The 25,808-nt window shown below is 53.9% G+C and carries 27 protein-coding genes and 2 pseudogenes; 11 read left to right on the forward strand and 18 right to left on the reverse strand.

Features of this window, described 5'->3' with window-relative positions:
• Position 1: 1 nt before the first annotated feature.
• Both HF685_RS07115 and HF685_RS07120 read right to left on the reverse strand, forming a co-directional pair.
• Positions 2-163 (reverse strand): DUF2256 domain-containing protein, encoded by a 162-nt coding sequence (locus HF685_RS07115; protein ID WP_425500183.1) that lies wholly within the window; start codon positions 161-163, stop codon positions 2-4.
• Positions 160-972 carry an SDR family NAD(P)-dependent oxidoreductase gene (locus HF685_RS07120; protein ID WP_168818925.1) on the reverse strand — a complete coding sequence of 271 codons (813 nt, stop codon included), beginning with the start codon at positions 970-972 and terminating at the stop codon, positions 160-162. The genes HF685_RS07115 and HF685_RS07120 overlap by 4 nt, the downstream gene beginning before the upstream one ends.
• A gap of 90 nt (positions 973-1,062) precedes the next feature.
• Here HF685_RS07120 and HF685_RS07125 point away from each other — a divergent pair, with 90 nt between their 5' ends.
• Positions 1,063-1,332, forward strand: coding sequence for a hypothetical protein (locus tag HF685_RS07125; protein ID WP_168818926.1), 270 nt, complete (start codon positions 1,063-1,065; stop codon positions 1,330-1,332).
• 57 nt (positions 1,333-1,389) lie between these two features.
• Here the strand turns inward: HF685_RS07125 and HF685_RS07130 are convergent, their stop codons facing one another.
• The gene (locus HF685_RS07130; protein ID WP_168818927.1) at positions 1,390-1,536 is read right to left on the reverse strand and encodes a hypothetical protein; all 147 of its coding nucleotides are present in this window, start codon (positions 1,534-1,536) and stop codon (positions 1,390-1,392) included.
• Here HF685_RS07130 and HF685_RS07135 point away from each other — a divergent pair.
• The 7 genes from HF685_RS07135 (at position 1,517) to HF685_RS07165 (ending at position 11,769) form a co-directional block, all read left to right on the forward strand.
• Positions 1,517-3,607, forward strand: coding sequence for a TonB-dependent receptor plug domain-containing protein (locus tag HF685_RS07135; RefSeq protein WP_211051418.1), 2,091 nt, complete (start codon positions 1,517-1,519; stop codon positions 3,605-3,607). The genes HF685_RS07130 and HF685_RS07135 overlap by 20 nt on opposite strands.
• 52 nt (positions 3,608-3,659) lie before the next feature.
• On the forward strand, positions 3,660-5,465 hold the full coding sequence (locus HF685_RS07140; protein ID WP_168818929.1) for an ABCB family ABC transporter ATP-binding protein/permease: 1,806 nt from the start codon (positions 3,660-3,662) through the stop codon (positions 5,463-5,465).
• 146 nt (positions 5,466-5,611) lie between these two features.
• Positions 5,612-7,402, forward strand: a complete 1,791-nt coding sequence (recQ, locus tag HF685_RS07145) for a DNA helicase RecQ (RefSeq protein WP_168818930.1) — start codon at positions 5,612-5,614, stop codon at positions 7,400-7,402.
• Positions 7,399-7,935, forward strand: coding sequence for a protein tyrosine phosphatase family protein (locus tag HF685_RS07150; RefSeq protein ID WP_343040095.1), 537 nt, complete (start codon positions 7,399-7,401; stop codon positions 7,933-7,935). The genes recQ and HF685_RS07150 overlap by 4 nt, the downstream gene beginning before the upstream one ends.
• Positions 7,936-8,024: 89 nt before the next feature.
• Entirely contained in the window at positions 8,025-8,915 is an 891-nt protein-coding gene (locus tag HF685_RS07155) for a sterol desaturase family protein (protein ID WP_168818931.1), read from the forward strand.
• Positions 8,916-9,247: 332 nt separating this feature from the next.
• Positions 9,248-10,150 (forward strand): phosphatase PAP2 family protein, encoded by a 903-nt coding sequence (locus HF685_RS07160; RefSeq protein WP_211051421.1) that lies wholly within the window; start codon positions 9,248-9,250, stop codon positions 10,148-10,150.
• Between the two features lie 32 nt (positions 10,151-10,182).
• The gene (locus HF685_RS07165) at positions 10,183-11,769 is read left to right on the forward strand and encodes a GMC family oxidoreductase (protein ID WP_168818933.1); all 1,587 of its coding nucleotides are present in this window, start codon (positions 10,183-10,185) and stop codon (positions 11,767-11,769) included.
• Positions 11,770-11,909: 140 nt separating this feature from the next.
• On the opposite strand, the pseudogene HF685_RS07170 reads toward HF685_RS07165, so the two are convergent.
• The 15 genes and pseudogenes from HF685_RS07170 to HF685_RS16330 form a co-directional block, all read right to left on the reverse strand.
• A pseudogene (locus HF685_RS07170) lies at positions 11,910-12,878 on the reverse strand (carbon-nitrogen hydrolase family protein); the annotation flags it as partial.
• 176 nt (positions 12,879-13,054) lie between these two features.
• Entirely contained in the window at positions 13,055-13,450 is a 396-nt protein-coding gene (locus HF685_RS16325; protein WP_246218793.1) for a hypothetical protein, read from the reverse strand.
• Positions 13,451-13,711: 261 nt separating this feature from the next.
• A complete protein-coding gene (locus HF685_RS07175) occupies positions 13,712-15,031 on the reverse strand; it encodes an ammonium transporter (RefSeq protein WP_168818934.1) in 1,320 nt (439 codons plus the stop codon).
• Positions 15,032-15,088: 57 nt separating this feature from the next.
• Positions 15,089-15,427 (reverse strand): P-II family nitrogen regulator, encoded by a 339-nt coding sequence (locus tag HF685_RS07180; RefSeq protein WP_168818935.1) that lies wholly within the window; start codon positions 15,425-15,427, stop codon positions 15,089-15,091.
• A 134-nt stretch (positions 15,428-15,561) separates the two neighbouring features.
• Positions 15,562-16,398, reverse strand: coding sequence for a patatin-like phospholipase family protein (locus HF685_RS07185; protein WP_168818936.1), 837 nt, complete (start codon positions 16,396-16,398; stop codon positions 15,562-15,564).
• Positions 16,391-16,615, reverse strand: coding sequence for a putative signal transducing protein (locus HF685_RS07190; protein ID WP_246218794.1), 225 nt, complete (start codon positions 16,613-16,615; stop codon positions 16,391-16,393). The genes HF685_RS07185 and HF685_RS07190 overlap by 8 nt, the downstream gene beginning before the upstream one ends.
• Entirely contained in the window at positions 16,608-17,180 is a 573-nt protein-coding gene (locus tag HF685_RS07195) for a pyridoxamine 5'-phosphate oxidase family protein (protein WP_168818937.1), read from the reverse strand. The genes HF685_RS07190 and HF685_RS07195 overlap by 8 nt, the downstream gene beginning before the upstream one ends.
• 15 nt (positions 17,181-17,195) lie before the next feature.
• A complete protein-coding gene (locus HF685_RS16710) occupies positions 17,196-17,627 on the reverse strand; it encodes a CPBP family glutamic-type intramembrane protease (protein WP_425500184.1) in 432 nt (143 codons plus the stop codon).
• An 82-nt stretch (positions 17,628-17,709) separates the two neighbouring features.
• Entirely contained in the window at positions 17,710-18,243 is a 534-nt protein-coding gene (locus tag HF685_RS07205) for a DUF924 family protein (RefSeq protein WP_246218795.1), read from the reverse strand.
• Between the two features lie 93 nt (positions 18,244-18,336).
• Complete coding sequence (gene tldD / locus HF685_RS07210) at positions 18,337-19,764, reverse strand: metalloprotease TldD (RefSeq protein WP_168821355.1); 1,428 nt, start codon at positions 19,762-19,764, stop codon at positions 18,337-18,339.
• A gap of 70 nt (positions 19,765-19,834) precedes the next feature.
• The gene (locus HF685_RS07215; RefSeq protein WP_168818940.1) at positions 19,835-20,047 is read right to left on the reverse strand and encodes a zinc-finger domain-containing protein; all 213 of its coding nucleotides are present in this window, start codon (positions 20,045-20,047) and stop codon (positions 19,835-19,837) included.
• 81 nt (positions 20,048-20,128) lie between these two features.
• On the reverse strand, positions 20,129-20,674 hold the full coding sequence (locus HF685_RS07220) for a DUF4402 domain-containing protein (protein ID WP_168818941.1): 546 nt from the start codon (positions 20,672-20,674) through the stop codon (positions 20,129-20,131).
• A gap of 80 nt (positions 20,675-20,754) precedes the next feature.
• On the reverse strand, positions 20,755-21,309 hold the full coding sequence (locus HF685_RS07225; protein WP_168818942.1) for a DUF4402 domain-containing protein: 555 nt from the start codon (positions 21,307-21,309) through the stop codon (positions 20,755-20,757).
• A gap of 120 nt (positions 21,310-21,429) precedes the next feature.
• On the reverse strand, positions 21,430-21,963 hold the full coding sequence (locus HF685_RS07230; protein WP_168818943.1) for a DUF4402 domain-containing protein: 534 nt from the start codon (positions 21,961-21,963) through the stop codon (positions 21,430-21,432).
• A gap of 134 nt (positions 21,964-22,097) precedes the next feature.
• Positions 22,098-22,616 (reverse strand): annotated as a pseudogene (locus HF685_RS16330) (DUF4402 domain-containing protein).
• 148 nt (positions 22,617-22,764) lie between these two features.
• On the opposite strand from HF685_RS16330, the gene HF685_RS07245 reads away from it, so the two are divergent.
• From HF685_RS07245 to HF685_RS07255, 3 genes are all read left to right on the forward strand, one after another.
• A complete protein-coding gene (locus HF685_RS07245) occupies positions 22,765-23,703 on the forward strand; it encodes an ABC transporter ATP-binding protein (protein WP_168818946.1) in 939 nt (312 codons plus the stop codon).
• A 103-nt stretch (positions 23,704-23,806) separates the two neighbouring features.
• Positions 23,807-25,399 carry an L-aspartate oxidase gene (nadB, locus tag HF685_RS07250; protein WP_168818947.1) on the forward strand — a complete coding sequence of 531 codons (1,593 nt, stop codon included), beginning with the start codon at positions 23,807-23,809 and terminating at the stop codon, positions 25,397-25,399.
• Positions 25,400-25,472: 73 nt separating this feature from the next.
• A complete protein-coding gene (locus tag HF685_RS07255) occupies positions 25,473-25,748 on the forward strand; it encodes a hypothetical protein (protein WP_211051424.1) in 276 nt (91 codons plus the stop codon).
• Positions 25,749-25,808: the final 60 nt, after the last annotated feature.

The raw sequence follows: 25,808 nt of genomic DNA on the forward strand, positions 1-25,808 counted from the left end.
GTTACAAAGCGCCAGCTTGACTAGCTTTGCCGGTTCGCCGGCAGCGCTCGGAACAATAGATCACATTTTCCCAATCGCGCGCCCATTTCTTGCGCCACGCAAACGGGCGATCGCAGACCGGGCAGGTTTTTTCGGGTAAGTTGAGCTTTTTATGAACCACTATTGGTCTCGCTTCGCCTTCATTTTTTCAACATATGTCTGCACATCATATTCATCATCACCATCATAGCGCGGGGCATATTTGGCGTAAGCTGCCCTGATCTCGGCCTGACGTTCCTCGATCCGCACGACATTATAGGCATGGCCGACCAGATGATATTCACCCGCCTGCATCTGCTTGAAAATGATCGCAGCAAATTCATCCGCCTCCATGCCCATGTCGCGAGTCATCGGCGTAGCGACCCAGCCGGGAATGATCACACCGGTTTCAATATTGGCATCCCCTTCGCGCCGGAACACATCCATGAGCGCCAGCACGGCATGTTTGCTGGGCACATAGGCGCCGCCACTGCCTGCCGGGAGCGCGTTGAACAATGCGTTTTCCGAAGCGGTTGAATAGATGGCCGAGGGCAAACCATCATCCCGGAAACGCCTGCCGAACGCCGCAATGCCATTCCACACGCCAAAGAAGTTCACCTCGAACAAGGCGCGCGCTTCATCGATATCCGTATCCAATATGCCCGTGCGCGGACCACCGATACCGGCGTTATTGACAATGATATCCGCGCGACCATTTTGTTCCCAAGCAAAATCCGCTAGCGCCTCAACATCCTCCAGTTTGGTGACATCGCCGGTGAAATATTTGGCATCAACCCCTAGCGCCTCCAAAGCCGATATGCTCTCGCGCAACACGTCTTCTCGCGGTTCAAAAATTATGACCCGCGCGCCCGCCTGTCCCATCTGTTTTGCCAGCGCCAGGCCGATACCTGTAGCCCCGCCCGTGATCACCGCTGTCTTGCCCGCAAATTCCATCTGACCATATCTCCTTGACGCGCCACAAGCTGGCAAAATTTATTTGCAACTGCAACTGACATTAATCGCTTCCTGCTCTATACGCAGTGCATGTTTATTTTGATCATTTTCATTTGCGGGATCGCCAATTTCGCCATGCACAAAGCGATGATGGAGAGCAATCACCCGATGATTTCCGAAGCCCGAACGAGTTTCTCGAAATTTCTTGGCCCTTACGGAAGCTATATTCTGGAGTTTATCATGCTCGCCGCCGCGCTCATTTTCGCCAATATGGGTATGCTCTCGGCGGTGATCTTCTATTGCGTCTACACCTTGGCCAATGGCGCCGGTGCATGGGTACTTTTTTCAAACAAACCTTAAGATTGAGTGGTTTAAATAGCTTGTCGATGATGTTGTTCATCCGACTACAGATGTAGTTTATCGAAAGCCAGTATCGCGTGAAACCAATTGACCATAGCGATGCGGCATCGAAAGAACATCGCATTGGGGCGGTTTGAGGGGAAAAATTTTGGCCAGCATGAAATCGCTTTTGTCGGGCTCCGCGATGATCTCAGTGATAGCCATCAGCATACTTCCGCAAACTGTCCTGGCGCAGGAACTAGTGGCAACCAACCTGCAACCACGCTCGGAAAATGATCGACAAATCTACGACGCCGAACAATTTAAACGATTCAATCCGCGGACTGCCCTTGATATGGTCGGTCAGGTACCCGGTTTTACGATTGATACGGGCGACACCGATGAACGTGGACTGGGTCAGGCTGATGAAAATGTACTGATCAATGGCCAGCGCATTTCGGGCAAGAATATTGATGCGTTCATTGCACTCCGCCGGATATCGGCAGACAGCGTCGTGCGAATTGAGATTGTTGACGGCGCGACACTCAGTATCTCGGGCTTGTCGGGCCAAGTTCTCAATCTCGTTACCAAGGTCGATGAAAACAAAGGTATTTCCGGCAATTTCCGCTGGCGGCCACAATGGCGTCGGGCCGGCAATAACTGGTTTGCGGGAGATGCATCAATCACCGGCCCGCTCGGCAAGGGTGAGTTCACGCTTTCGATCGAGAATGACGCATTTCGCAATGGTGTTGACGGCCCCGAGCAGGTCATTGACCGGTTCGGTAACCTCTTGTTTGAGCGCGACGAAATAGCCCGTGTGCGCGGTGACCGCCCCAAGTTCAGCGCCGCTTATGCCAGCACCAGCGATGCAGGTTCAGTGTTCAATCTCAATGCATCTTATGGGCTCAATCACTTCACCGAAAGCGTTGACACTTTGAGAACCCAGTCGGGGCAGCCTGATATTTTTGAATTTTACAGCAGTAGAGAACGGGAATGGAATGCCGAAATTAGCGGCGACTATGAATTTGCCCTCGGTGGCGGCCGCCTAAAGCTCGTCGGCCTCCAGCGCCTAGAACATAGCCCGTTCAACAATTTTTTCGGACAAACTTTCACTGATGGTATCACGCCTGCCAACGGCAGCCAGTTTGATCAGACGGTTGATGAAGGCGAATCTGTTGTTCGTGCTGAATATAACTGGAAAACGGGGGGTGGAACCGACTGGGGAATCAGCCTTGAAGGCGCTTATAATTTTCTTGAAAACGAAGGGTCGTTTTCATCATTTGCCAATCCTGTCGTCACACCCTTGGGCAACACAAAAGTTACCGAATATCGCGGTGAGTTGATTGGCAGCTACGGTCGACCGCTTTCGGAACAACTCACGTTGCAGGCAACGTTGGGCGGCGAATATAGCAAGATTAGCCAAAGCGGTGCGCGCGGCCAGACCCGGTCTTTTATCAGGCCTAAAGGATCAGTTTCACTCTCATGGAAACCGCAGGATGATCTGGATGTCAGCCTGAAACTGGAGCGAAAGGTTGGTCAGCTCAATTTTTTCGACTTTGTGGAATCAGTCGATGTCGCGAACAATGCGAACAACGCTGGCAACCCTGGCCTGGTTCCGCCCCAAACATGGCGCGCTGAACTGGAGGCGACACAGAAGCTGGGTCCCTGGGGGTCAATGACCGTCAATATTTACGGCGAGAAAATAACCGATATTGTCGATTCCATTCCGATCACTGCCACTACGGAGGCCCGTGGAAATCTGCCCAAGGCGACAAGATATGGTGTCTCGCTAACGTCATCGATATTGTTCGATTCCATCGGCTGGACCGGTGCCAAGCTGGATATTCAAGGCGAGGTCCGCAAAAGCTCGGTGCGTGATCCGCTGCTGGGAAATTTCCGGCGGACCAATGATGACAAGATATTCACCTATGAAATCAGTCTGCGTCACGATATTCCAAACAGCGATTGGGCATGGGGCGGCGGCGCCGAGGATTTCCGATTCTCGAATTTCCTGCGTCTTGATCAGATCAACAACTTCAAGACCGGCGCGCCCTATACCTGGATATTTGTCGAGCATAAGGATGTGCTTGGATTGACCGTTAAAGCCGATCTCGGCAATCTCCTTGGTCGCAGCGAGAACTTCACCCGGACAGTTTATGGGCAACTTTTGGGGCAACCCGGCGATGCCAGTCGCGGATTTATTCCCGGTCGCCGCGATGGCCCGATCGGGTTTATCGAAGACCGCAGCCGTGATTTCGGACTCATTTACCGGATCACGGTCAGCGGAAGTTTCTGATGCCAAGCCAGCGCGCATAGACTTTTAGCCACCGCATCCCTACATCTTGGCGATGCCGCCGGATTACTCCACAAAGGGTCAGATCGACCCGCCAATGATTCCTACCTTGAAACGCTTTCTGCCGTACTTATGGCCGGAAGGTGCCCCAGGACTGCGCATCCGCATAGTGATCGCGGGGTTGCTGGTGCTGTGCGCCAAGGCCGCAATATTATCGATGCCTTTTGCCTATAAAGCCGTGGTTGATGGGATGGCGGGTGATAGCCTGAACACGGAACTCACAGTCTTGCTAGCGCTGGTGGCCGCTTATGGGCTGGCGCGGTTCGGGCAGGTGATGTTTGATAATATGCGCAATATCGTGTTTGAAAAAGTCGGGCAGGAAGCGGCGCGGCAATTAGCCATCAACGTGTTCAATCATCTGCACAGGCTCTCGCTGCGTTTCCATCTCGGGCGACGCACCGGTGAGATCACCAAGGTTATCGAACGTGGCACCAAGAGCATTGATATCATGCTCTATTTCCTGCTTTTCAACATTGCGCCCACTATCATCGAGCTGCTTGCCGTGCTGATAATTTTTCAGGTGAAATTCGGTTTCGGACTGGTGGCAGCGACGGTTGCAATGGTGGTTGTCTACATCACCTTCACCCGCAAAGTGACCGATTGGCGCAACGCCTTGCGCGCCGAAATGAACGACATGGACACCCGCGCGATCGGACGATCAGTTGATGCGCTATTGAACTATGAAACGGTCAAATATTTCACCGCCGAAGCACGCGAGGGCGAGCGCTATAATCGGGCGATGCAGGATTGGGCCAATGCGGCGGTCAAATCAGAAAACTCTCTCGGGCTGCTCAATATTGGCCAGTCGTTCATCACCAATTTGACAATGATTGGGGCAATGGCATTCAGCGTTTACGGCTGGAAGCAGGGCGATCTGACGGTTGGCGATCTCGTGCTGGTTAACGCGCTGCTGATGCAGCTGTTCCGCCCTCTTGATCTGCTGGGCATGGTCTACCGCACCATCCGTCAGGGCCTTGTCGATATGGACGCCATGTTCCGGCTGATCGACACCGAACCGGAAATTGCTGATAAACCAGGTGCCACGAAACTAAACGTCAGCGACGGCACGGTTGAGTTTGATGATGTGCATTTCAACTATGATGAAGAACGCAAAATTCTCAAAGGGCTCAGCTTTGCAGTGCCATCGGGAAAAACGCTGGCGATTGTCGGGCCGTCCGGCGCAGGCAAATCAACCATCGCGCGGCTGCTGTTCCGCTTCTATGATCCGCAGGGTGGGCGCATTTTGATCGACGGCCAGGATATTGCCGATGTCACCCAGAATAGTCTGCGGAGCGCGATTGGCATCGTGCCTCAAGACAGCGTGCTGTTTAATGATAGCATCGGGTATAATATCGCCTATGGCCGCGACGGTTCAACACAGACCGATGTGGAGACTGCTGCAAGCGGCGCTGCGCTGGATAACTTCATCGCACAATTGCCGGATGGTTACAAAACGCAGGTGGGTGAACGCGGGCTCAAACTTTCCGGCGGCGAGAAGCAGCGCGTCGCCATCGCCCGGACGTTGCTAAAGAACCCTCCGATCCTGATACTGGACGAAGCAACATCGGCGCTCGACAGCCGAACCGAAGACGAAATTCAGGCGACATTGGCGAAAATCTCCGAGCGCCGAACGACGCTGATTATCGCGCACCGGCTCTCCACCATCACCCATGCAGACGAGATTATCGTGCTCGACAAAGGCCAGATCGCCGAACGCGGTGACCACCGGGCGTTATTAGCCAAAAACGGGCTTTATGCCGATATGTGGAAGCGGCAGGCAGAAGAGCGGGAACTGGCTTGATTTGAACAATGTGTTCCGCAATTGAGGCGGAGCTGCCATCGGCCAGCGCGCAATCGAGGGATGCCCCGCATCAGGTGCGGAGCATAAAATCGCCTAAATTCACATTAGGTGTTTCGCAATTGTAATGCGCTGGCTAAGCAAAGCCGATGCACACCGCCCTCCTCCCGCTCCTCAAATCCACCTTCGGCTTTAGCGATTTTCGCGGGGTTCAGGATCAGGTTCTGGATCGCGTCATGGGAAAACAAAATACACTGGCCGTCATGCCAACCGGAGCGGGTAAATCACTCTGTTACCAGCTCCCCGCGATCGCCAATGAAGGCACGGTCGTCGTGATCTCACCGCTGATCGCGCTGATGCACGATCAATTGCGTAGCGCCGAGGCGGTTGGCATTCGCGCCGCCACCCTCACCTCCGCCGATGATAATCGCGCCGAGACAATCGCGCGGCTGAAGGCAGGCGAGCTGGATTTGTTTTACGCTGCGCCAGAACGCGCCTCGCAATCTCATTTCCGCGAACTGCTTGAGCAAACCAATATTTCGATGTTTGCCATTGATGAAGCGCATTGTGTCTCTGAATGGGGTCATGATTTCCGTCCGGACTATCGCCTGCTGAGACCACTGCTAGATCATTTCGCAGATGTGCCGCGGCTGGCGCTCACAGCTACTGCCGACCATCACACCCGCGAAGATATATTGGTGCAGCTCGGAATCGAACATAACGGCCTTATCATTGCAGGCTTTGATCGCCCGAACATCCGCTATAATATTTCGCCGCGCAAAGGACTGACCGGACAGATCAAGGATCTGATTGACCGCATTCCCGGCTCCGGGATCATCTATGCGCCAACCCGCAACGCGACCGAAAAACTCGCAGACCAAATTGCCAAGACCGGTCGCAGTGCCCGCGCTTATCATGCGGGATTGCACTCAGAAATCCGTCAGAAAAACCAAGCTGATTTTGTCGCCTCCGAAGACATGGTGATGGTCGCCACTATTGCTTTTGGCATGGGTATCGACAAACCGGACGTGCGTTTCGTTGCCCACGCCGGGCTGCCGAAATCCATTGAAGCTTATTATCAGGAGACCGGCCGTGCCGGACGCGATGGCGATCCGGCAGAAGCGCATCTGTTCTGGGGCGCGGAAGATTTTGCCCGCGCGCGTCAGCGATTATCCGAAGTCGACGAGAAACGCATGGATAGCGAACGCACCCGGCTGGCTGCCATGGGCGGGCTGGTAGAAGCAGCCGGATGCCGCCGCGCCATATTGCTCAGGCATTTTGGTGAAGAACCGCCAAAGCAATGCGGCAACTGCGACAATTGCCTCCATGCCCCGGCCACCCGGAATGTTACCGAACTGGCGCGCAAATTCCTGTCTGCGGTTTATCGTACCGGCCAGAGCTTTGGTGTCACTCATTTGGAAGCCGTACTGACCGGTCGGCAGGACGAAAAAATTCGCGCGCGCGGTCATGACAAGCTGTCGGTTTTCGATATCGTCAGCGATGAAGACGCGGCGCTGATCAAACCTGTCTCGCGATCTCTGCTGCTGCGCGATGCGCTGCGCAATAATGAATATGGCGGGCTGATGTTTGGCCCCGAAGCCCGAGCCATTTTGAAGGGCGATGAAGAAGTCGCGATTGTGGAACCACCCAAGCGCGAGCGCCGGAGCCGTCGTGGTGGCGGCGCCTCTCCCAATCCGGTCGGCGATCCGCTGTTCGACGCCCTGCGTGCCAAGCGTATGGAGCTATCCAAGGAGCTGGGCGTGCCGCCTTATGTGATATTCCATGACAGCGTGCTTCGTGATATGACAGGCTTTAAGCCACGCAGCCTGTCCGCATTGGGCGAATTGCCCGGGATCGGCGCGGCAAAGTTGGAAAAACACGGCGAGTCATTTTTGCAGGTGATCCGCGAAGTTACGGAAAGGCAGCAGGAGAGCGTATGAAAATCCGATCCGCACTTTTACCGATTGCGCTTTCGATCATAACGGTGGGTTGTAGCGCTGCAACAGCAACCGATTCATCTGTCCCGCTAGAGGAGACCAAGTCCATGTTCCGCAAAATCAACGACAAGATTGGCGTTTCGCCGCAAATCACGCTCGATCAAATCAACGACGCGAAAGCAGAGGGCGTAACACTTATCGTCAATAACCGACCAGATGGCGAAGATCCCGCCGCGCCGCAAAGCGCCGATATTGAAGCAGCAGCCAAAGCGGCAGGACTGGATTATGTTGCAATACCGATCAGCCATAGTGGATTTTCCGCTCCGCAAGTGGATGCGATGATTGCAGCGCTGGACAGCACAAAGGGCAAGACGCTCGCCTATTGCCGTTCCGGCACGCGCTCGACTTTGCTGTGGTCGCTGGCGCAGGCGAAGAGCGGCATGGCTCCCGAAGAAATCGCGCGTCTTGCTGGCAACGCCGGTTATGATATCACACCGGTGCGCGCGATGGTTGATGTGCTAGCGGCAGGACAATAATTGCCGTGCTCCGTACTTGATGCCGAGCACAAGTTTCGTGGATGTTCCCGGCTAGACTCCCACTGACATTGGTGTAAATAGTCACAATCATGCCCGAGTTTCCAGATCCAACCCTTTATGCGATTCCGTTCTTTGTGTTGACGGTGGCGATAGAGTTTTTCGCGAGCCGGTATCGCGATCATATCAAATATGATGTGAAGGATATGGCAACATCGCTGACACTTGGTACGGGCAGTGTTTTTGCGGGGGCCTTGACCGGCGGTATCGCTGTTGCTGCTGGCTTCTGGGTTTATCAATACCGGATTTTTGAGGTGCCTCTCACCGCATGGTGGGCGTGGGTGCTGGTCTTTTTCGTCGACGATTTTTTCTATTATATTTTCCATCGCGGCGCGCACCGCATCCGCTGGGTCTGGGCAGCGCATGTCAATCATCATAGCAGCCAATATTATAATCTGGGCACCGCGCTGCGTCAGCCGTGGACCAGCACGTTTGCGCTTACCTGGATATTCGGCCTGCCGATGTTCTGGCTGGGCTTTCACCCGGCGATGGTCGCCTTCGCCGGCGGCGTGAACCTGCTCTATCAGTACTGGATCCACACAGAGGCGATTGATAAAATGCCGCGCTGGTTCGAAGCGGTGATGAACACCCCCTCACACCACCGCGTCCATCATGCGACCAATCCGCGCTATCTGGATAAAAACTATGCCGGGATTTTTATCATCTGGGACAGGATGTTCGGGACGTTTGAACGCGAAACGGACGAAGAGCAGATACAATATGGCATTATCAAAAACCTGAAGGGTTATAATATCTTTTGGGCGGTTTTCCATGAATGGGTCGGCATGGCAAAGGATCTGTGGAGCGCGCCGTGGCGGTATAAGCTGAACTACCTGATCAAACCGCCGGGATGGAGTCATGATGGCAGCCGCGAGAGCAGCGAAACGATCCGGGCGCGTTGGCAGAATTCGCTCAAAAAGTAATTCTGTAAATCCAATGTTACATAAATTTTCCCGTCCTTTTCACTAAAAACTGTTCTTTTCAATAAAAGACGCGCAAAGGCGATTTTGAGGACCGAGCTTAGCTCGAAAAGTCGCGCATTTCTGGCGTGCGGGTTGCTAACTGGATAGACATTGTATCATCGGGTGAGATGGGTCGTTGCGGGGGACGCGGCGGCACATAGTAAAATACTGGCTTCCGGGTCATTTTATCGGGTCTTGTCGCCATGGAAATGAGCGGCGGGTTTTCTACGCATCTGTCTGCGGACGGTCGATTGCAATTCGCCGCCGTCAATGTCGTTCCCCTAAGCTGGATCATGGCGATGCTAACAACTAGCACCATCATCGTCATGACAATGATGGCCTGGACCGGGCTTACAATCGACTTTCTAAAAGCCAGCAACGCCGCCTATCTTGTGATTTTGGCTGTTTTGGCAATAATCCGTATCGCGCTTGGAAACACCAAATCGCGTGGGCAAATGGTCGTTCGTGATTTTTCCGAGTATCTTGGCCTTTTCATATTTTTGAGCCTGCTAGGTGCAACCGCAACCTATCCCGCAGCAGCTATGACCACCGGATTTGTCGATGCTGAACTGGCTCGGATGGACAGCTTGTTATTTTTCAACTGGAACGACTGGTATATATTTGTATCAGCGCATCCCGTTCTGCAGCAGGCCGGTCGGCTGGCTTATGCCAATATTTATCTGTCGCCGGCGCTCCTCCTTGGTGCATTTGCAATGGCCGACGAACGGGCAAAAGCACAGTTGTTTCTGGTTACCTTCTTGCTGGCAGCGACGATAACCCTAGCACTGTTCTTCGCCTTTCCCGCCGTCGGTCCGCTATCGTATCTGTGGCAGGAACCCATTGCCTATATGCCGACCAGCGGGGTTTATCAGGCACAGTTACTGCCGCTGTTACGCGGCAACATGTTAGGGGAGATTGACCTTGGCGCACTACAAGGCCTTGTCTGCGCACCCAGCTTTCATACAGCTGCCGCAATAATCTATATTGTTATGGCATGGGAGCATCGTCAGCTTCGTTGGCCGCTACTGGCTCTCAACATCGCCATGCTCCTGTCCACGCCCATAGAAGGTACACATTATCTGGTCGATATGATTGGCGGCGCAGCGGTGGCGCTGCTCGCGCTCGCTATTGTCATAACATTACAACAAAAGATTTCGGGCTGGCGCGAAAACCATTGGAAAGCGCAAGCGATTTGAGGCAGTAATCCCGCAGAAGAGGATTACTGAACATGGCGGAATATGACATTATCGTTATCGGCGGCGGCTCTGCTGGCAGCGCGGTTGCCGGAAGGCTCAGCGAGGATGGCAAGCGCACCGTCTGCCTGATCGAAGCGGGCGGCAGGAACAACAACTTCCTCGTCAAGACGCCGGGGATGATGCCGTTCCTGCTCAAAAACGCGAATTGGAAATTCGATACCGTCCCGCAAAAAGGGCTGAATGGGCGCATCGGCTATCAACCAAGAGGGCGCGGGCTTGGCGGATCGAGTGCTATCAATGCGATGGTCTATATCCGCGGCAATAAATGGGATTATGATAATTGGGCGGCTCTCGGCTGCGACGGTTGGTCCTATGATGACGTGCTCCCCTATTTCAAGAAATCCGAAGGCAACGAACGGGGCAGTGACGCCTATCACGGCGGCGACGGGCCGCTGTCGGTATCGGATCAGAAATGGCCGAACCCCGGCAGTGTCGCTTTTGTTGAAGCCGCAAGAAACTTGCAGATGCCAATCCTCGATGATTTTAACGGCGCAAAGCAGGAAGGCATGGGGCTTTATCAGGTCACCCAGAAAGGCGGCGAACGCTGGTCTGCCGCGCGTGCCTATGTCGAGCCTGCCCGTGATCGCCCCAACCTCGATATCAAAACGAAATCTCTGGTTGAGAAGCTGATCGTAAAGGATGGTCGCGTTAGTGGAGTGCAGATCAAGCGTGGTCGCAGTTCGGAAATACTGCACGCGCGCGGCGCAGTTGTGCTTTCGGCGGGTGCGTTTGGTTCTCCGCATATATTGCAATTGTCTGGCATTGGTCCAGCCGAACATCTCAAAGAACACGGCGTTGAAGTTGTTCTCGACAAACCGGAGGTCGGCACGAACCTGAAAGACCATATCGATTTTGTATCTGGCTATAAAACAGAGTCCAGGGAACTGATAGGCGACTCGCTGCAAGGCACCATCCGCATGGGCAAGGCAATCCTCGAACATAGGATGAAACGCACCGGCATCATGACCACACCTTATGCCGAGGCGGGTGGGTTCTGGAGCAGCGGCCCCGATGTCCCTGCTCCCGATATTCAATATCATTTCGTCCCCGCAATGCTCGAAGACCACGGCCGCGAGGCGGTGAAAGGGCACGGGTTCAGCTGCCATGCCTGTGTGCTGCGTCCCCATAGCAAAGGCACCGTGCGGCTTGGTTCCAGTGATCCGCAAGCCCCGCCAGCCATTGATCCCAATTTCCTGGATGATGACCGCGACATCGCAACCCTGCGTAAAGGTGTTCGCAATATGCAGCGGATCATGGAAGCTCCGCCGCTGACAGACTTCAAACCCACCAATCGCCATCCGGTTGACATGAGCAATGACGCCGAACTGGACGCGCTCATCCGCGAACGGGCCGACACTGTCTATCACCCCGTCGGCACCTGCCGGATGGGCGGTGATGAAGATGCCGTGGTCGATACCCACCTCAAATTTCGCGGCCTAGAAGGACTTTATATTGCGGACGCCTCGATAATGCCGGAAATCATCAGCGGCAACACGAACGCGCCCAGCATCATGATCGGCGAACGCGCGGCGGATTTTATCAAGGCTGATTTGAATTGAAAACTCGGGATCTCTGGATTTCCTAATCTTTCCGGCACGTTAACTTACCGCGAAAATTGAAGGTCCCAATTGGGGCTTGTTGGCTATTTGATGAACTATTGAAATGACATAGGCAGCCCAAAGCCTGTTCTCCGCCGAGCTTAGCCCTTCCAGAGTACCCTATAAAGATCAAAGCGGCGGTCTTTCAAATTTTGCACTGCTCCGGATTGCCTACTGGTGAGCAAGTTAGTCAAAGACAGGTCGGCCAGCGCAATCGTTTCAGTGTTGGGCGCTGTATCTGCCGCCACACCATCTCGCGCGAACGGGAAATCGGATGGCGTCAATATTGCGCTCTCAGCATAGTGAATGTCCATATTCTCGACGTTCGGCAAGTTCCCGACCACGCCAGACATCACGACATAGCATTGGTTCTCCACGGCACGCGCCTGACAGCAGTAGCGCACCCGCAAATAACCGCGCCGCTCATCGGTACAAAAGGGAACAAATAATATCATCGCCCCCTGGTCGACCAGATGCCGCGCCATCTCTGGAAACTCGCTATCATAGCAAATCATGACCCCGATCGGCCCGCAATCGGTCGGAATGGCTTCCGCGCCATAGCCGCCCTTGATGTTCCACCAACGCACTTCGCTCGGTGTAGGATGCAGCTTGTCCTGCGTGTAAATCGCGCCATTGCGCAGGAACACATAGGATATATTGCGAATGTCGCCATTTTCCATGCGCGTGGGGTGGGAGCCGCCGATGATGTTGATATGATAAGAAACCGCCAGTTTCTCCATCACTTCCTTGAATCTGTCGGTATATTCGGCAATTTTCTCTATTGCCTGTGCAGGTTCCAGCTTTTCACTTTCCAAAGACAGCAATTGCAGCGTAAACAACTCGGGAAATGTCACGAAATCGGCGCCATAATCTGCTGCTACATCAATGAAATACTCCACCTGGTCTTCAAATTCGGACTGCGATGTAATCTTGCGCATCTGAAACTGTACAGTCGCTACACGCACCGACTGCGGCAAACGGTCATGCGGCGTTTGTGTCCCGATTTTCGCTTCAACCGCCAGCGGGTTTTCCCAGAACATGTGCACCGCGTGACCGCCGGATGGCTTGTCGCTTGGCATATAGTCTTTTAATATTCCCAGCGGCACAAAGCCCTGATTCAACTGAAAATTAATTACCGGATCACGAAATTGCTTTTCGGCCACGGCAGCCAGATAATCCGCAGGGTCAGGATATTTGCGTTTGCGCCGTGAATAGCCCGGCAGCCTGCCACCAAAGATGATCCCTTTCAGCCCAAGATGCTGGCAGAGCTCCCGGCGGACTTTGTAGAATCGCAGCCCGATGCGCAGTCGCCGGTAATCCGGGTCGACGCTGACTTCCATGCCATACAGAATTTCGCCACCGGGATCATGCCGGGCAGCAAAACCCCACCGGTGATTTCTGCCCAGCTATGCGCGGCCCGAGCGGTTTTCTCGGATATCTGAAAGGTCGCGCAATGCCCGACAATCTTTCCCTCATATTCCGCGACCAACTGGCCATCGATGAAATTATTGATTTGTCCACGCACTTCTTCGACGGTGTAGCCTTCACCTTTACCGTAAATCTTGCGGGACAAGGTGGCGATTTTGCCGGCATCGTCCAGGTCCGCCATACGGATGATGAGCTTTGGTTTTTCTGCGGTCATCCGCGCCCACTAGCGAGGTTTTATACCGCAGGAAAGATTTGTTGTAAAAAAGGATACAGACTTTCTTGTACGCTCCCAAAAAAAGGCCGGGATGCTTTCACATCGCCGGCCGTAAAGTTGTTTGTTCGCAGGAGGAACAAGGTGTGGTGCCAGTCAAAGGTTCTTTGGGAGAAGGGTCTAATTGACTGGCACCAAACTCGGTATTTTAGTGGTGTCGGCCCTGATTTGGGATTGGAGGCCGACACCAAACTCTAAATATGTTCAATAGTTATAGGCACGTTCTCCGTGTTCGCCGAGATCGAGGCCTTCGCGTTCGACTTCTTCGGTGACCCGCAGGCCAGTGACCAGCTTCGCGATGTAGATCGCAATGGCGGTTCCGATTGCCGCCCAGACTATGGTGACTGCAACGCCTTCCAGCTGGATCAGCAACTGCGCGCCCATGCCGGTTGAACCATCGCCTGGTCCGCCAAATACGGGCTGATAAACAATGCCGGTGCCAATCGCGCCAACCATGCCGCCGATGCCGTGGATACCAAAAGCGTCGAGCGAGTCGTCATAGCCAAGTTTTGGTTTCAGTTTCGACACACAATAGAAGCAAACGATGGAAGCAAGCGCGCCGAGCACGATTGCGCCGAATGGCCCGCTATTGCCAGCTGCGGGGGTGACTGCGACGAGGCCCGCGATCACACCGGAGCAGAAGCCCAAGGCAGAGCCCTTATGGCCGCTGACGCGTTCCATCAGCATCCAGAACAAGCCGCCTGCTGCTGTCGCAACAAACGTGTTGATCATCGCCAAAGCTGCGCTGCCGTCTGCTTCGAGAGCCGAGCCAGCGTTAAAGCCGAACCAGCCAACCCAGAGCATTCCGGTGCCGATCATCGTCATCACCATGCTGTGCGGAGCCATTGGCTCTTTCGGGTAGCCGATCCGTTTGCCAATGATGAGTGCTGCAACAAGAGCAGAAACACCCGCGTTAATGTGGACCACCGTTCCGCCGGCAAAATCAAGTGCACCTGCCTCAAACAGCAACCCGCCGCCAGCCCAAACCATATGGGCAATCGGGAAGTAAACAATTGTCAGCCAGATCGCGCCAAACACCATCACCGCAGAAAATTTCATCCGCTCGACGACGCTACCCAATACGAGGGCCAGCGTGATGGCCGCGAAGGTCATCTGGAAAGAGATAAAGACATATTCCGAGATCACTTCGTCAGTGAAAGTCGCAGCCGTGCTCGAGCTATCCACGCCAGCGAGGAAGAATTTGCCCCAGCTGATAAACGCGTTGCCTTCTGGGCCAAATGCCAGACCATATCCGTACATCACCCAGATCAGCATGGCGAGACAGGCCGCAGCACCAATTTGCGTCATGGTGGATAGCATGTTTTTGGTTCTTGTCAGGCCACCATAAAATAGCGCGAGACCCGGTAAAATCATCAACAACACCAAAACTGTTGCTGTCATCATCCAGGCGTTATTGCCAGGATTGGGCACAGCGGCGACGGCTTCTGCCGCCTCCTGTGCAAATGCGGGAACGGCGCTGCCGGCCGCAGCCAATGTTCCCAAAACTTTTGTGATCGTTTTCATACTGAAATACTTCCCCGATTAAATTGCAGGATTAAATGGCCCGGCTAGATGGACCAGCTAAATGGCGACATCGCCAGTTTCGCCGGTGCGAATACGCACGGCGTCTTCCATGCCAATGGTGAAAATCTTGCCGTCGCCGATAGATTCCGTACCAGCCGCGCTCTGGATTGCTTCAATAGCTTGCGGAGCCAAATCGCTGCTGCAGGCAATTTCCAGTTTCAGCTTTGGAACCATGTTGGTGGTATATTCCGCGCCGCGATAGACTTCGGTCTGGCCTTTTTGCCGACCAAATCCTTTCACTTCCGTCACTGTCATGCCAGAAATGCCAACTGCCGTCAGCGCTTCACGAACATCGTCGAGCTTGAACGGCTTAATTATGGCTATGATAAATTTCATTACGCCCCTTAATTTTATCTGCTCGATTTACGTAGCAAGGGGCATGCCAAAAACGGAACGACTTGGAATCTATGCGATTTGTTAATTCATTGGATCTGGGAGCGCCTAAATTTTGTGCGCCGCAACACGAATGCCTATTTTTTAAGCAACGAAGCTTCCATCTGTTCCATGATCTTCGGGATCATCGCTTCCGTTTCATTTTGGCCGATGGCAATCAACTCGTCAGCTCGGGTAAAATTCTGCATATCAATATGGCCGACGCGAGGCGACATCGCGAAATCAGGTGGATCGAGTGCCAGCGAATAGCGACCAAGATTGCGCAGCGACAAGCCAACCGATGCCTTCACTATGGCGATACTATTAGGCTCTTTGCCGCCGGCAGGAGTAATGCCGGCCATCTCCACCCGGTTGATGAAATCATCTTGCAGATTGACCGACAGGCATAATGCATTGGGCGCCAGTTCGCGCGCTGGCGACACAGGAACAGGCAATGCAGTTCCGCCATCGACCAATAATCGCCCGTCATGCTCCACTGGTTTGAAGATACCAGGCAGCGACATGGACGCACGAATGGCAGGAACCAGTTTGCCGGTTTTCATGATGATCGTATCGCCCGTCCGCAAATCGGCCGCGACAGCTGCAACCGGGATCGCCAGATCTTCAAAATTGAGATGGCCAAGCTGGGCGTCGAGCTCTTTCTCGATATTTCGCGCGCCCATTACTGCGCCCCGCTTGAAATGCGGGTCCATGAACCGCAGTAAAGTCCGGAAATTGGCGGTGCGGGCGGTTTCTTCGAGATAGTCCAGCTTGCCAGCGGCATAGCTTGCCCCGGCAATCGCGCCGATGGACGTTCCTGAAATGGCCGCGATCTCTATCGGCGACGCCTCGAGTGCCCGGAGCACTCCAATATGGGTCCAGCCAAGCCCAGCGCCGCCGCCAAGCGCCAGTGATAACTTCAGCGGATTAGTCAAGTGCCACATCCTCCGCCAAAATCGCCCTTGCCTCGGCAAGGTCATCCGCCAGCACCATGACGCGGGCTGGCAGCGCGATGCCTGCGCCCTCGACAATATTCACGCCACTGTCAAAACATACCGCGCCAACGCCGGCCGCTTCCAGCCGCCCACGGATGATCTCGGCCTCTATGCCATGCATATGACGGGAAAGCTCGACGAGGCTCAAGCTATTCACTCACACCAAAATAGCGGTCGGTCGCGCGCGTTGCCAAGCCATCAATACTTTTGACACGACCCGCCGTCTTGTCGAGCCAGGCGTCAGGATCAGATTGCCGATGATATTTCACCAGCGTTTCGCGCTCGTTCACCAGTTCCATCCGGGGCACACCCCAGCCGCAACTTGTCTGCACGCTATCCAGCTGAATATCGAAAATCTGCCGCGTGCCCGGAAGAATCTCAAAGTGCTCCGCCAGCGCCGCCCATCCGTCGTCTTGCGGAAGCACTGGCTTGCCTTTGCCATAGAGGCGCATAATCAAAGCCGGGTTTTCAAAATTGTTGAACATGATCGTCACCCGGCCTTTATCGCTCTGGCCAGCCACCATATGCGCGTGGGTTTCATTGCCAGAACCGGCAAGATCCAGATAGGCTACCCGATCAGCGCCGAGGACACGAAACGCATCATAGCCTTTGGGCGAAAGATTGATCCGGCCATCGGCGGCAGCGGTCGCCACAAAAAACATGGGTTGTTTGCCAATGAACGCCTTGTGGTCTTCATTCAGTGCATCAAAAAATTCAGCCATGGTCGTTTATCCCGTTCAATAGAACGGACCTCCTAACAGAGATTTCCAAATCACAACAGCGGTCCAGTGGAGGATGATACACGGCCACAGAGATTGCGATTTGATCCGGATATGCGACAATATAATGCCCAGAATTAACGTAGCAAAGATGAAACTTGGATTGAGGAAAATATCAGCCCAAGGCGGCCCGAAAGTGAGGGCCTGAAAGGGATGCCAGGCTACAAATAACAAGGTTGAAATCCAAGCCGCCCAGCGGGACCAAAATTGCGCTAACCACGAAAGCAATAGACCGCGAAAAATAAATTCTTCGACGAATGCGGGGACAAAAAACAAAACAAGTGCCGTTTTTGCAAGATTTGAGGCATCGGTGATCGGTGACCATATTAGCCAACCCGACAGCAAACCCATGGCCGCTATGATAGCCAGTGCTGGCACCGCGACTTTCATGGCAGCAGCCCACTGCGCAACATTCGGCCAATATTTTATCGCGCTAATGGTTTCCCGAACACCTCTCACCAACACGTTCACCCTACCAGTTCATCCCTGCATCAATCGCTTCCTGCTCGCCGGGACGCATCGACCGGCCAAGAATTGTGTTGCGGTGCGGGAAACGACCATATTTGACAATCGCATCGCGGTGGTCATTGGCAAATTTCTGGTTGCTGCCCAGCTTGGTAAACAGGGCGACTGATTTGTTTTGCAAGCGAATATCTTCTGCATGCATGAAGGGCATATAAAGGAAAGGTCGCTGTTTTTTGGCCAGTTGCTCGTCCAGACCCTGATCCACGGCCTTCTCGGCAATCTGCTGTGCCAGATGATCGGTGGAAAAGGCGTCGGCGCTGTCGCGAAACATATTGCGCGGGAATTGGTCGAACAGAATGACAGCGGCGAGTGCAGTCTCGGGTGTTTCCAGAAAGGTATCGGCGGTTTTCGATTTTTGTTCTTCCCAGAGTTCGAAGAACCGGTCTTTAATTTGAACGTCGACAGTGTCGTTTTTGTTCCACCAGTCTTTGGGCTCAAGATCATCAAACCAGAAGGTGAGTATTCCAGAAGGCCAGTTCATTTTATTTGTCATTGCGAGCGTAGCGAAGCAATCCAGGGTTGTCCTTCACCGCTCTGGATTGCCGCGTCGCCTTGCTCCTCGCAATGACGGAGTTCAAGCCGTGCCTCCGACCGTCAACCCGTCCACCAGCAAGGTCGGCTGGCCGACACCGGCCGGCACCGATTGCCCGCCCTTGCCGCAAACGCCGATGCCTTCGTCGAGTGCCATGTCGTTGCCGATACCGGTGACTTTGGTGAGCGCCGTCGGTCCATCACCGATCAAAGTTGCGCCTTTAATCGGCGCGCCGAGTTTACCGTTTTCAATCTTATAGGCCTCGGTGCAGGAGAAGACGAATTTGCCCGAGACAATATCGACCTGCCCGCCACCAAAGCTTTTGGCAAAAATCCCGCTTTTCACGCGGCCCATTAGTTCCGCCGGATCATCATCGCCGCCGCGCATAAATGTGTTGGTCATGCGAGGCATGGGCGCGTGAGCATAGCTTTCGCGCCGACCATTGCCGGTCGCAGGAACGCCCATGAGCCGCGCATTGAGCCGATCCTGCATGTAGCATTTCAATATGCCATCCTCGATCAGCACATTCTCCTGCGTCGGGGTGCCTTCATCATCAATGCTCAGCGAACCGCGACGCTCCTTGATCGAGCCATCGTCCACCACGGTCACGCCCGGCGCGGCAACGCGCTCGCCGATACGACCTGAAAAGGCGCTTGTTCCCTTGCGATTAAAATCGCCTTCGAGACCGTGACCGATAGCTTCGTGCAAGATAATGCCCGGCCAGCCAGGGCCAAGCAGCACGGTTTGTTCGCCAGCCGGTGCGTCCACGCTTTCAAGATTCACCAGGGCTTGCGCCAAGGCCTCGTCAATCGCCCGGTTCCAGCGCTTTTCTTCGAATAGCTGATCGTACAGATAACGCCCACCCATGCCGAAACTGCCGGTTTCCCGGCGGCCATTTTGCTCTGCAACGATAGAAACATTGAGCCGCACCAATGGGCGCACATCAGTCGCCACAAAACCATCGGGGCGAACGATTTCAATCACGCTCCAGCTGCCTGATAATCCCACCGATACCTGCGCGACACGGGGATCGCGGGCACGGGCGGCGGCATCAATTTCCTGACAAAGCGCAACCTTCTTGGCAAAAGGAATGGTTTCCAGCGGATTTGCCTCACCATAAAGATGTTGATTGTTGCCGCGCGGGGGAGGCGCCGCTTCGCCCTTTGCCGGATCCAGCAATTGCAGGGTCTGGGCAGCCCGTTTTATCGCCGCCTCGCTAATTTCGTTGCTATGGGAAAATCCGGTCATCTCGCCAGACACGCCGCGCAGGCCAAATCCGCTATCGGTGCTATAATCAGCCGTTTTCAGCCGCCCATCATCAAAGCCAAAGCTTTCGACTGCGCTATACTGCAGATAAAGCTCACCATCATCGCAGGCGCTCAGCGATTGGGAAACCAGAGATTTTGCGCGCTCGGGATCAAGGCCATCGGCGCGGTACAGAAACGAGCGGGGATCAATATTTTGTATCATTTCTAACATATAGAAATGATTTTGGCGGGGCGCACCCCCTAAGTCAGATAATCACCAAGATTATCCAAGATTATTCTGGGTCGTCAGCTGTGCTGCTGGTATCAGCGGGGCCACCAATCAGCAAAAAGCGCCGGTCGCAATAGCCGCAATCGACATAGCCTTTTTCGTCAATTTCTAGCCATACGCGTGGATGGCCTAACGCCGCACCGCCCGGAATATCACTGGCGCCATCACAAGCGTTACGGACTTTCGATGTTCGGATGATTTCAGGTGTGTCATTCATGCGGCGGAATTAGCAACACTATTGCGGTGGTGCAATAAATTCCCGCGCGCCGATAGATATTTTGAACACCGGGTTGGAGTTTTACTCGTAAATTACGGTCATAGTGAATGCACCGGTATATGTTCCCGAGTTCTGACTGGCATTGACCCGCAGTCGTCCACCAACGGTGAGGTTATAAATACCCAATGTACCCAGCAATCCGCGGACAAACGTGCCGAAATTGCGATTGCCATTGCCAATCGCCATCTGGTTGAGCAGCATGGTATACGTCCCGTTGGTATGGGTCACGTTCATTGAACCTGGAATGGATACCTGAATGACCTGGTTAGGACCGCCATATACTATGAAATTGGCCCGACTTACCGAGCCGCCAGCGAGCGTCGCGCCGCCAGTTGCTGAAATATTGCCGTTGCGGGTGTCGATAAAGACCGTACCGTTTGATGGGCCGGATAGAATATTGCCATATCGCAAATCGGCGGTTTTGACGACCGATAGCGGTCCAATAGTAACGGCGCGGGCATCACTCGTGGCCGTTTGCGCGAAAGCAGCCGGTGCGCTTGTTAAAGTGACAAGCACGGCGAACAGCCCGGCAATTAGCCGCGGCAATATCTGGTCTCTGGTCTTCATGGTGCTTGATATATTGCATGACTGGTAAAGAAGGACTTCACCGGTTGGTTAACCGATATTAACTTCTCGAAAATCCAATATCAGAAATATTGAACTTCCATCTCGAAAGTACCAACATAATTGCCCGGCAGTTGGTTAGCGCCGACATCAATCGTACCGCCAACGCGGACAGTGAACAAGCCGGGTACACCGATACGAAATTGCCCGCTATTGCCTCTACCAAGGTCAATCAGATTATCCGCTTCCATGGTAAGGTCACGCAATCTCATCGTCGCTCCGCCACCGCTACGGGTGAGCGTATAAGTTCCCGAAGGCGAACGCACGCGGACGCGGGTGCCGGGCAATCCGAAGCCTTGAAATCTTGCTGCGGAGATGGTTCCGCCAGCCTGCACGACACCGCCGGTAGAAGTGCGGACACTAGCGGGGCTTACGGTCACTGCCCCCGCTATGGTGCCTGCAATCAGGTTACCAAATTTGAGATCTGCATTTTTGACCAGCGCTAGCGGATTGATCAGCGTCGTCTTGACCTGACCATTTGTGCTTTCTGCATAGGCCGCCGGCGCGCTGGTCAATGCGACTAGCACGATAAACAGTCCCGCGAGCAATTTCGCCGGATTAAGGCTTCTGGTCTTCATCGCGCTCTAATAGCGGAAAAAGTGTAAACAAATATTTCCGTCATTGGTTAACGGCCTGTGAGCCTTGTTCCAAAGCAGAAGTTCCAAAGCCGAAGCGAAATCGCGCAAAATTACAATATGTCACGGATAATCGATCGTAACGGAGAATGTACCGCGATAATTACCCGGCACCTGATTTGGGCCGATACGCAATCTTCCACCAACAAAATAAGTGGCCTGTCCGGCAGCGTCCAAAATCTGGTCGCGCAAACCTCCCGCATTACCCAAAAAGAAATCATTGACGCGCATCGTCTCGGTTCCACCAACACGCACGATGTTTATGCTATTTTGTGATCGCCTGATATTGGCTTGCTGGCCCGGGGTTCCTGTCGCGGTAAAGGAAGCGCGCGATATCGTGCCGCCAATGGAAACGGCATCGCCACTCAATTTGGACATAACGCCCGAAACGGCATTAATTCGGAATTCGCTATTGGTCGTTCCCGCAAGAAAATTGCCAAAGGCCAGATCGCTGTTTTTAACAACCGTTATCGGAGTCCGGACTTCCGCCTGCGAATCTCCGTCCGCTGGTGCAGCCAGCGCGCTTTGCATCGTAAATACAGTAAATAGCGCGACTGGTAGCGAGGCTACTCGCGCCAAAAACGGCTTGTTAATCATTTTCCAGTCCCCTGAATGTCCCACATTCATGTCACTAAACGGAAACGACGAAGTTTTTGCTTATGGCGATGGTGAACGCCAAATTAAGGCTAAATCGCGAGAATTACGAGCCACAATAGTGATTGGCAAAGCCATCACAGATAATTGACGGTAACCGTAAAATTGCCCGAATATGCGCCGCCGACTTGGTTTGCGCCAACATTAAGCCGCCCACCGTCCTTGAAATTGCCAAGCGATGTAAACAGCGGCAGCAAACGAATTGCATTTCCATCCAGTATAAAATTGGTCACGATCATCGTTTCCGGGCCGCCCGAACGGACCAAGGTAGCAGAAACTGGAAGAACGATTTGTTAGAACAGCGGCGCTCCTGCGTTTACCTGAAATTCTGCAGCCGAGACGGTGCCGCCCACAGGCACCGCATTGCCGCTCGTTATTGAACGTGCCTGAGTGTAAGGATTGACCATAACAGTCGATGCGCTGCTACCGGCAACAATGTTGCCAAACCGCAAATCAGCAATGCGTTGCACACTGCTAAGCGGAACCACGTCCGCCAACGCATCGGCAGCCGATGATTGCGCAAATGCTGGCGCAGCGGTCAGCATTGACAACGCAGCAAAGCAGACAGCCAGCGCAATGGACGGTGAAAACTTCATAATTACAACTCTAGTCTTTGTTCCTCAGCTCCTTGGTAGCAGTCAATAATTTAATAATTCTGGACAATCGTCGATAATTTTCGTTAACCAGTGTCTGGCTGCCAAGGTGTGTTTGCACCGGATAAATATAGCCGCTATGCGGAGCGATATGACTGAAGCAGCTATCTCGATTTCCAATCTCTCCAAAACTTACGCAGGCGGTAAAAAAGCACTCGATGACGTGACTTTTGATGTGAAGCGCGGTGAGATATTCGGGCTTCTTGGTCCCAATGGCGCAGGCAAATCCACACTTATCAATATTCTTTCGGGCATGGTCAGCAAGAGCGGGGGGAAAGCGAGCATCTGGGGTTTTGATATTGATCAGGATCACCGCAATGCCAAAGCGTCCATCGGGATAGTGCCGCAAGAGATCATGTTCGATCCGTTTTTCACGCCTTCGGAATCGCTAGAAGTCGTTGCCGGGCTTTATGGCATCAAGAAAGCTGACCGCCGGACGATGGAACTGCTCCGCGCGGTCCATCTGGAAGACAAGGCTCATGCCTATTCCCGGACATTGTCAGGCGGAATGAAGCGGAGATTGCTGGTTGCCAAAGCGATGGTCCACTCGCCGCCGATATTGGTGCTTGATGAGCCGACGGCAGGCGTTGATATCGAGCTGCGCCAGCAATTGTGGGAATATGTTCAGCAGCTTAACAATGCTGGCGTGACGATTGTTCTCACCACCCATTATCTCGAAGAAGCAGAAAATCTCTGCGACCGCATAGCGATTATCAATCATGGCAAGCTGATTGCACTCAAGGACACATCCGAGATGGTTGAAATGGCGCGGGAAAAGCTTGTCGAGCTGACGCTGGATCGCGATATTTCCGAAGAGTCCAAGGTTGTGACCTTTGCTCATGAAGAATTTGAGAAAGCAGAAATCGTCGGGCCGCGGACATTGGCGATCACTTATAACAAGGATAAAGCAAATGCCGGCGGCGTGATGCGCGCGGTTCAGAAACAGGGCTTCGAGATTGTCGATGTGACAACGCGGGAGGCGGATCTGGAAGATGTATTCCTGAATTTGACGAGAGCGAAAGCAGCTTGAGTTTCGGAGCGCTCTATATTTTCGTTCGTCCTGACCCTGTCGAAGGACCGATGCGTTTATCGAGAAGGGCTTCGACAAGCTCAGCACGAACGGATACATTCCAATGACCCACGATGTAATCATAGTCGGCTCCGGCGCAGCGGGCCTTACCGCCGCCATATCGCTTGCCGAGACCCACAAAGTGCTCGTTCTCGCAAAAGGCGAACTCACCGGCGGCTCCACGTCTTGGGCGCAAGGCGGCATTGCCGCTGTGCTGGATGCAGGCGATACCTTCGCCAATCATATCGATGATACGATGGTTGCCGGCGCGGGTCTGAACCGCAAGGAAACAGTCGAATTTGTGGTTGAAAACGCGCCAGCTGCGATTGAGCGGCTGGTTGATATGGGTGTGCCTTTTAACGAGGAACATGACGCGCTTCATCTCACCCGCGAGGGCGGACATAGCCACCGGCGGATTGTCCATGTCGATGATGCCACAGGTTGGGCGGTGCAGGAGGCGCTGCAAAATACCGCTGCGGCTCACCCCAATATTACGCTCAAACCGCACATGGTGGCGATTGATCTGATTGTGGACCGCCACGCGGAATTGCCCGATGGCTCCAATAACGTGTGGGGCGTTTATGCGCTTAATAATGATACAGGCCATGTCGAGACGCTGACATCGCGGGCGACCATCATGGCCAGCGGGGGCGCGGGCCGGACCTATTTGTTCAGCACCGCCCCGCGCGGCGCGACTGGCGATGGCATTGCGATGGCGTGGCGGGCTGGCGCGCGGGTTTCCAATATGGAGATGATGCAGTTTCACCCCACTTGCCTCTATAATCTGGATGTCAAGAATTTCCTGATCACCGAGGCGGTGCGCGGTGAAGGCGGACATCTGAAATTGCCTGCCGATGCTGGTGACGAAGCGGGCGAACGGTTTATGCAGCGCTTTGACCCCGAGCGGATGGAACTCGCCCCACGCGATATTGTGGCACGAGCCATTGACCATGAAATCAAACGGCTCGGCCTTGATTATGTCCATCTCGATATCTCGCATCGCGACCCCGAATTTGTGAAGCATCATTTCCCCAATATCTACGACAAGCTCCTTGGCCTTGGCATTGATATGACCAAGGAACCGATCCCGGTGGTCCCGGCCCAGCATTACACCTGCGGCGGCATTTTGATTGATCTCCATGGCCGCACCGATTTGCCGGGGCTTTATGCAGCTGGGGAAGCGAGCGAAAGCGGGCTGCACGGCGCGAACCGCCTCGCCTCCAACAGCCTGCTCGAATGTTTCGTATTCGGCGATGCTGCCGCACGCGACATCGCCGCGCATTGGGAAGATCTGCCCGAGCCGCCAGCGATTCTGCCGTGGGATGAAAGCCGCGTCACCGACAGCGACGAAGAGGTAGTGATCAAGCAGACCTGGACCGAAATCCGGCGCTTCATGTGGAATTATGTCGGCATCGTCCGCACAACCAAAAGGCTGGAACGCGCCCAGCACCGCATCGACCTGCTGCGCGGCGAGGTGCAGGAATATTATGGCAATTTCCGGGTGACGCAGGATTTGATTGAGCTGCGTAATTTGATCGAGGTGGCCGATTTAATTGTGCGCTCTTCGCTGGCGAGGAAGGAGAGCCGGGGGCTGCATTATATTACCGACTTTCCGGAATTGTTGCCCGAGGCGGTGGATACGGTTTTGGTTCCGTGAATTGGATTGTTAATCTGCGTTCCAAAATGCCGGAAAAGCCCGATCAAAATTGCTCAACCACCTCCGGGAGCAGGTGAAACATACCTCCAAATCTATGAACTCAATGATAGAAGAAAATGTATTCAATCGAATTGGATTTTCTTCGAGTGCGCATGATTCAGCTGAAGCGTTATGCCGACGTATTTTGGATACTCGATTGGATCAAGCGGACAAATATGATGATGGTCTCACTGCGCCGGAAGACAAGAAGTGGCACACTAGGCATCCAATTTTAGCAGGAGGATTGGGAGCGCTGATCGCGACCCTAATAGGGTTGATTGTGGCACAGACTTGGGGATTCTTTAAATAGCTAAAAATCACTGAACTAATAGCAAACGACTACGCATCTCGACTTTTGCGCGTGCTCTGT

The sequence above is a fragment of the Parasphingorhabdus halotolerans genome (genome assembly GCF_012516475.1).
Lineage (GTDB): Bacteria > Pseudomonadota > Alphaproteobacteria > Sphingomonadales > Sphingomonadaceae > Parasphingorhabdus > Parasphingorhabdus halotolerans.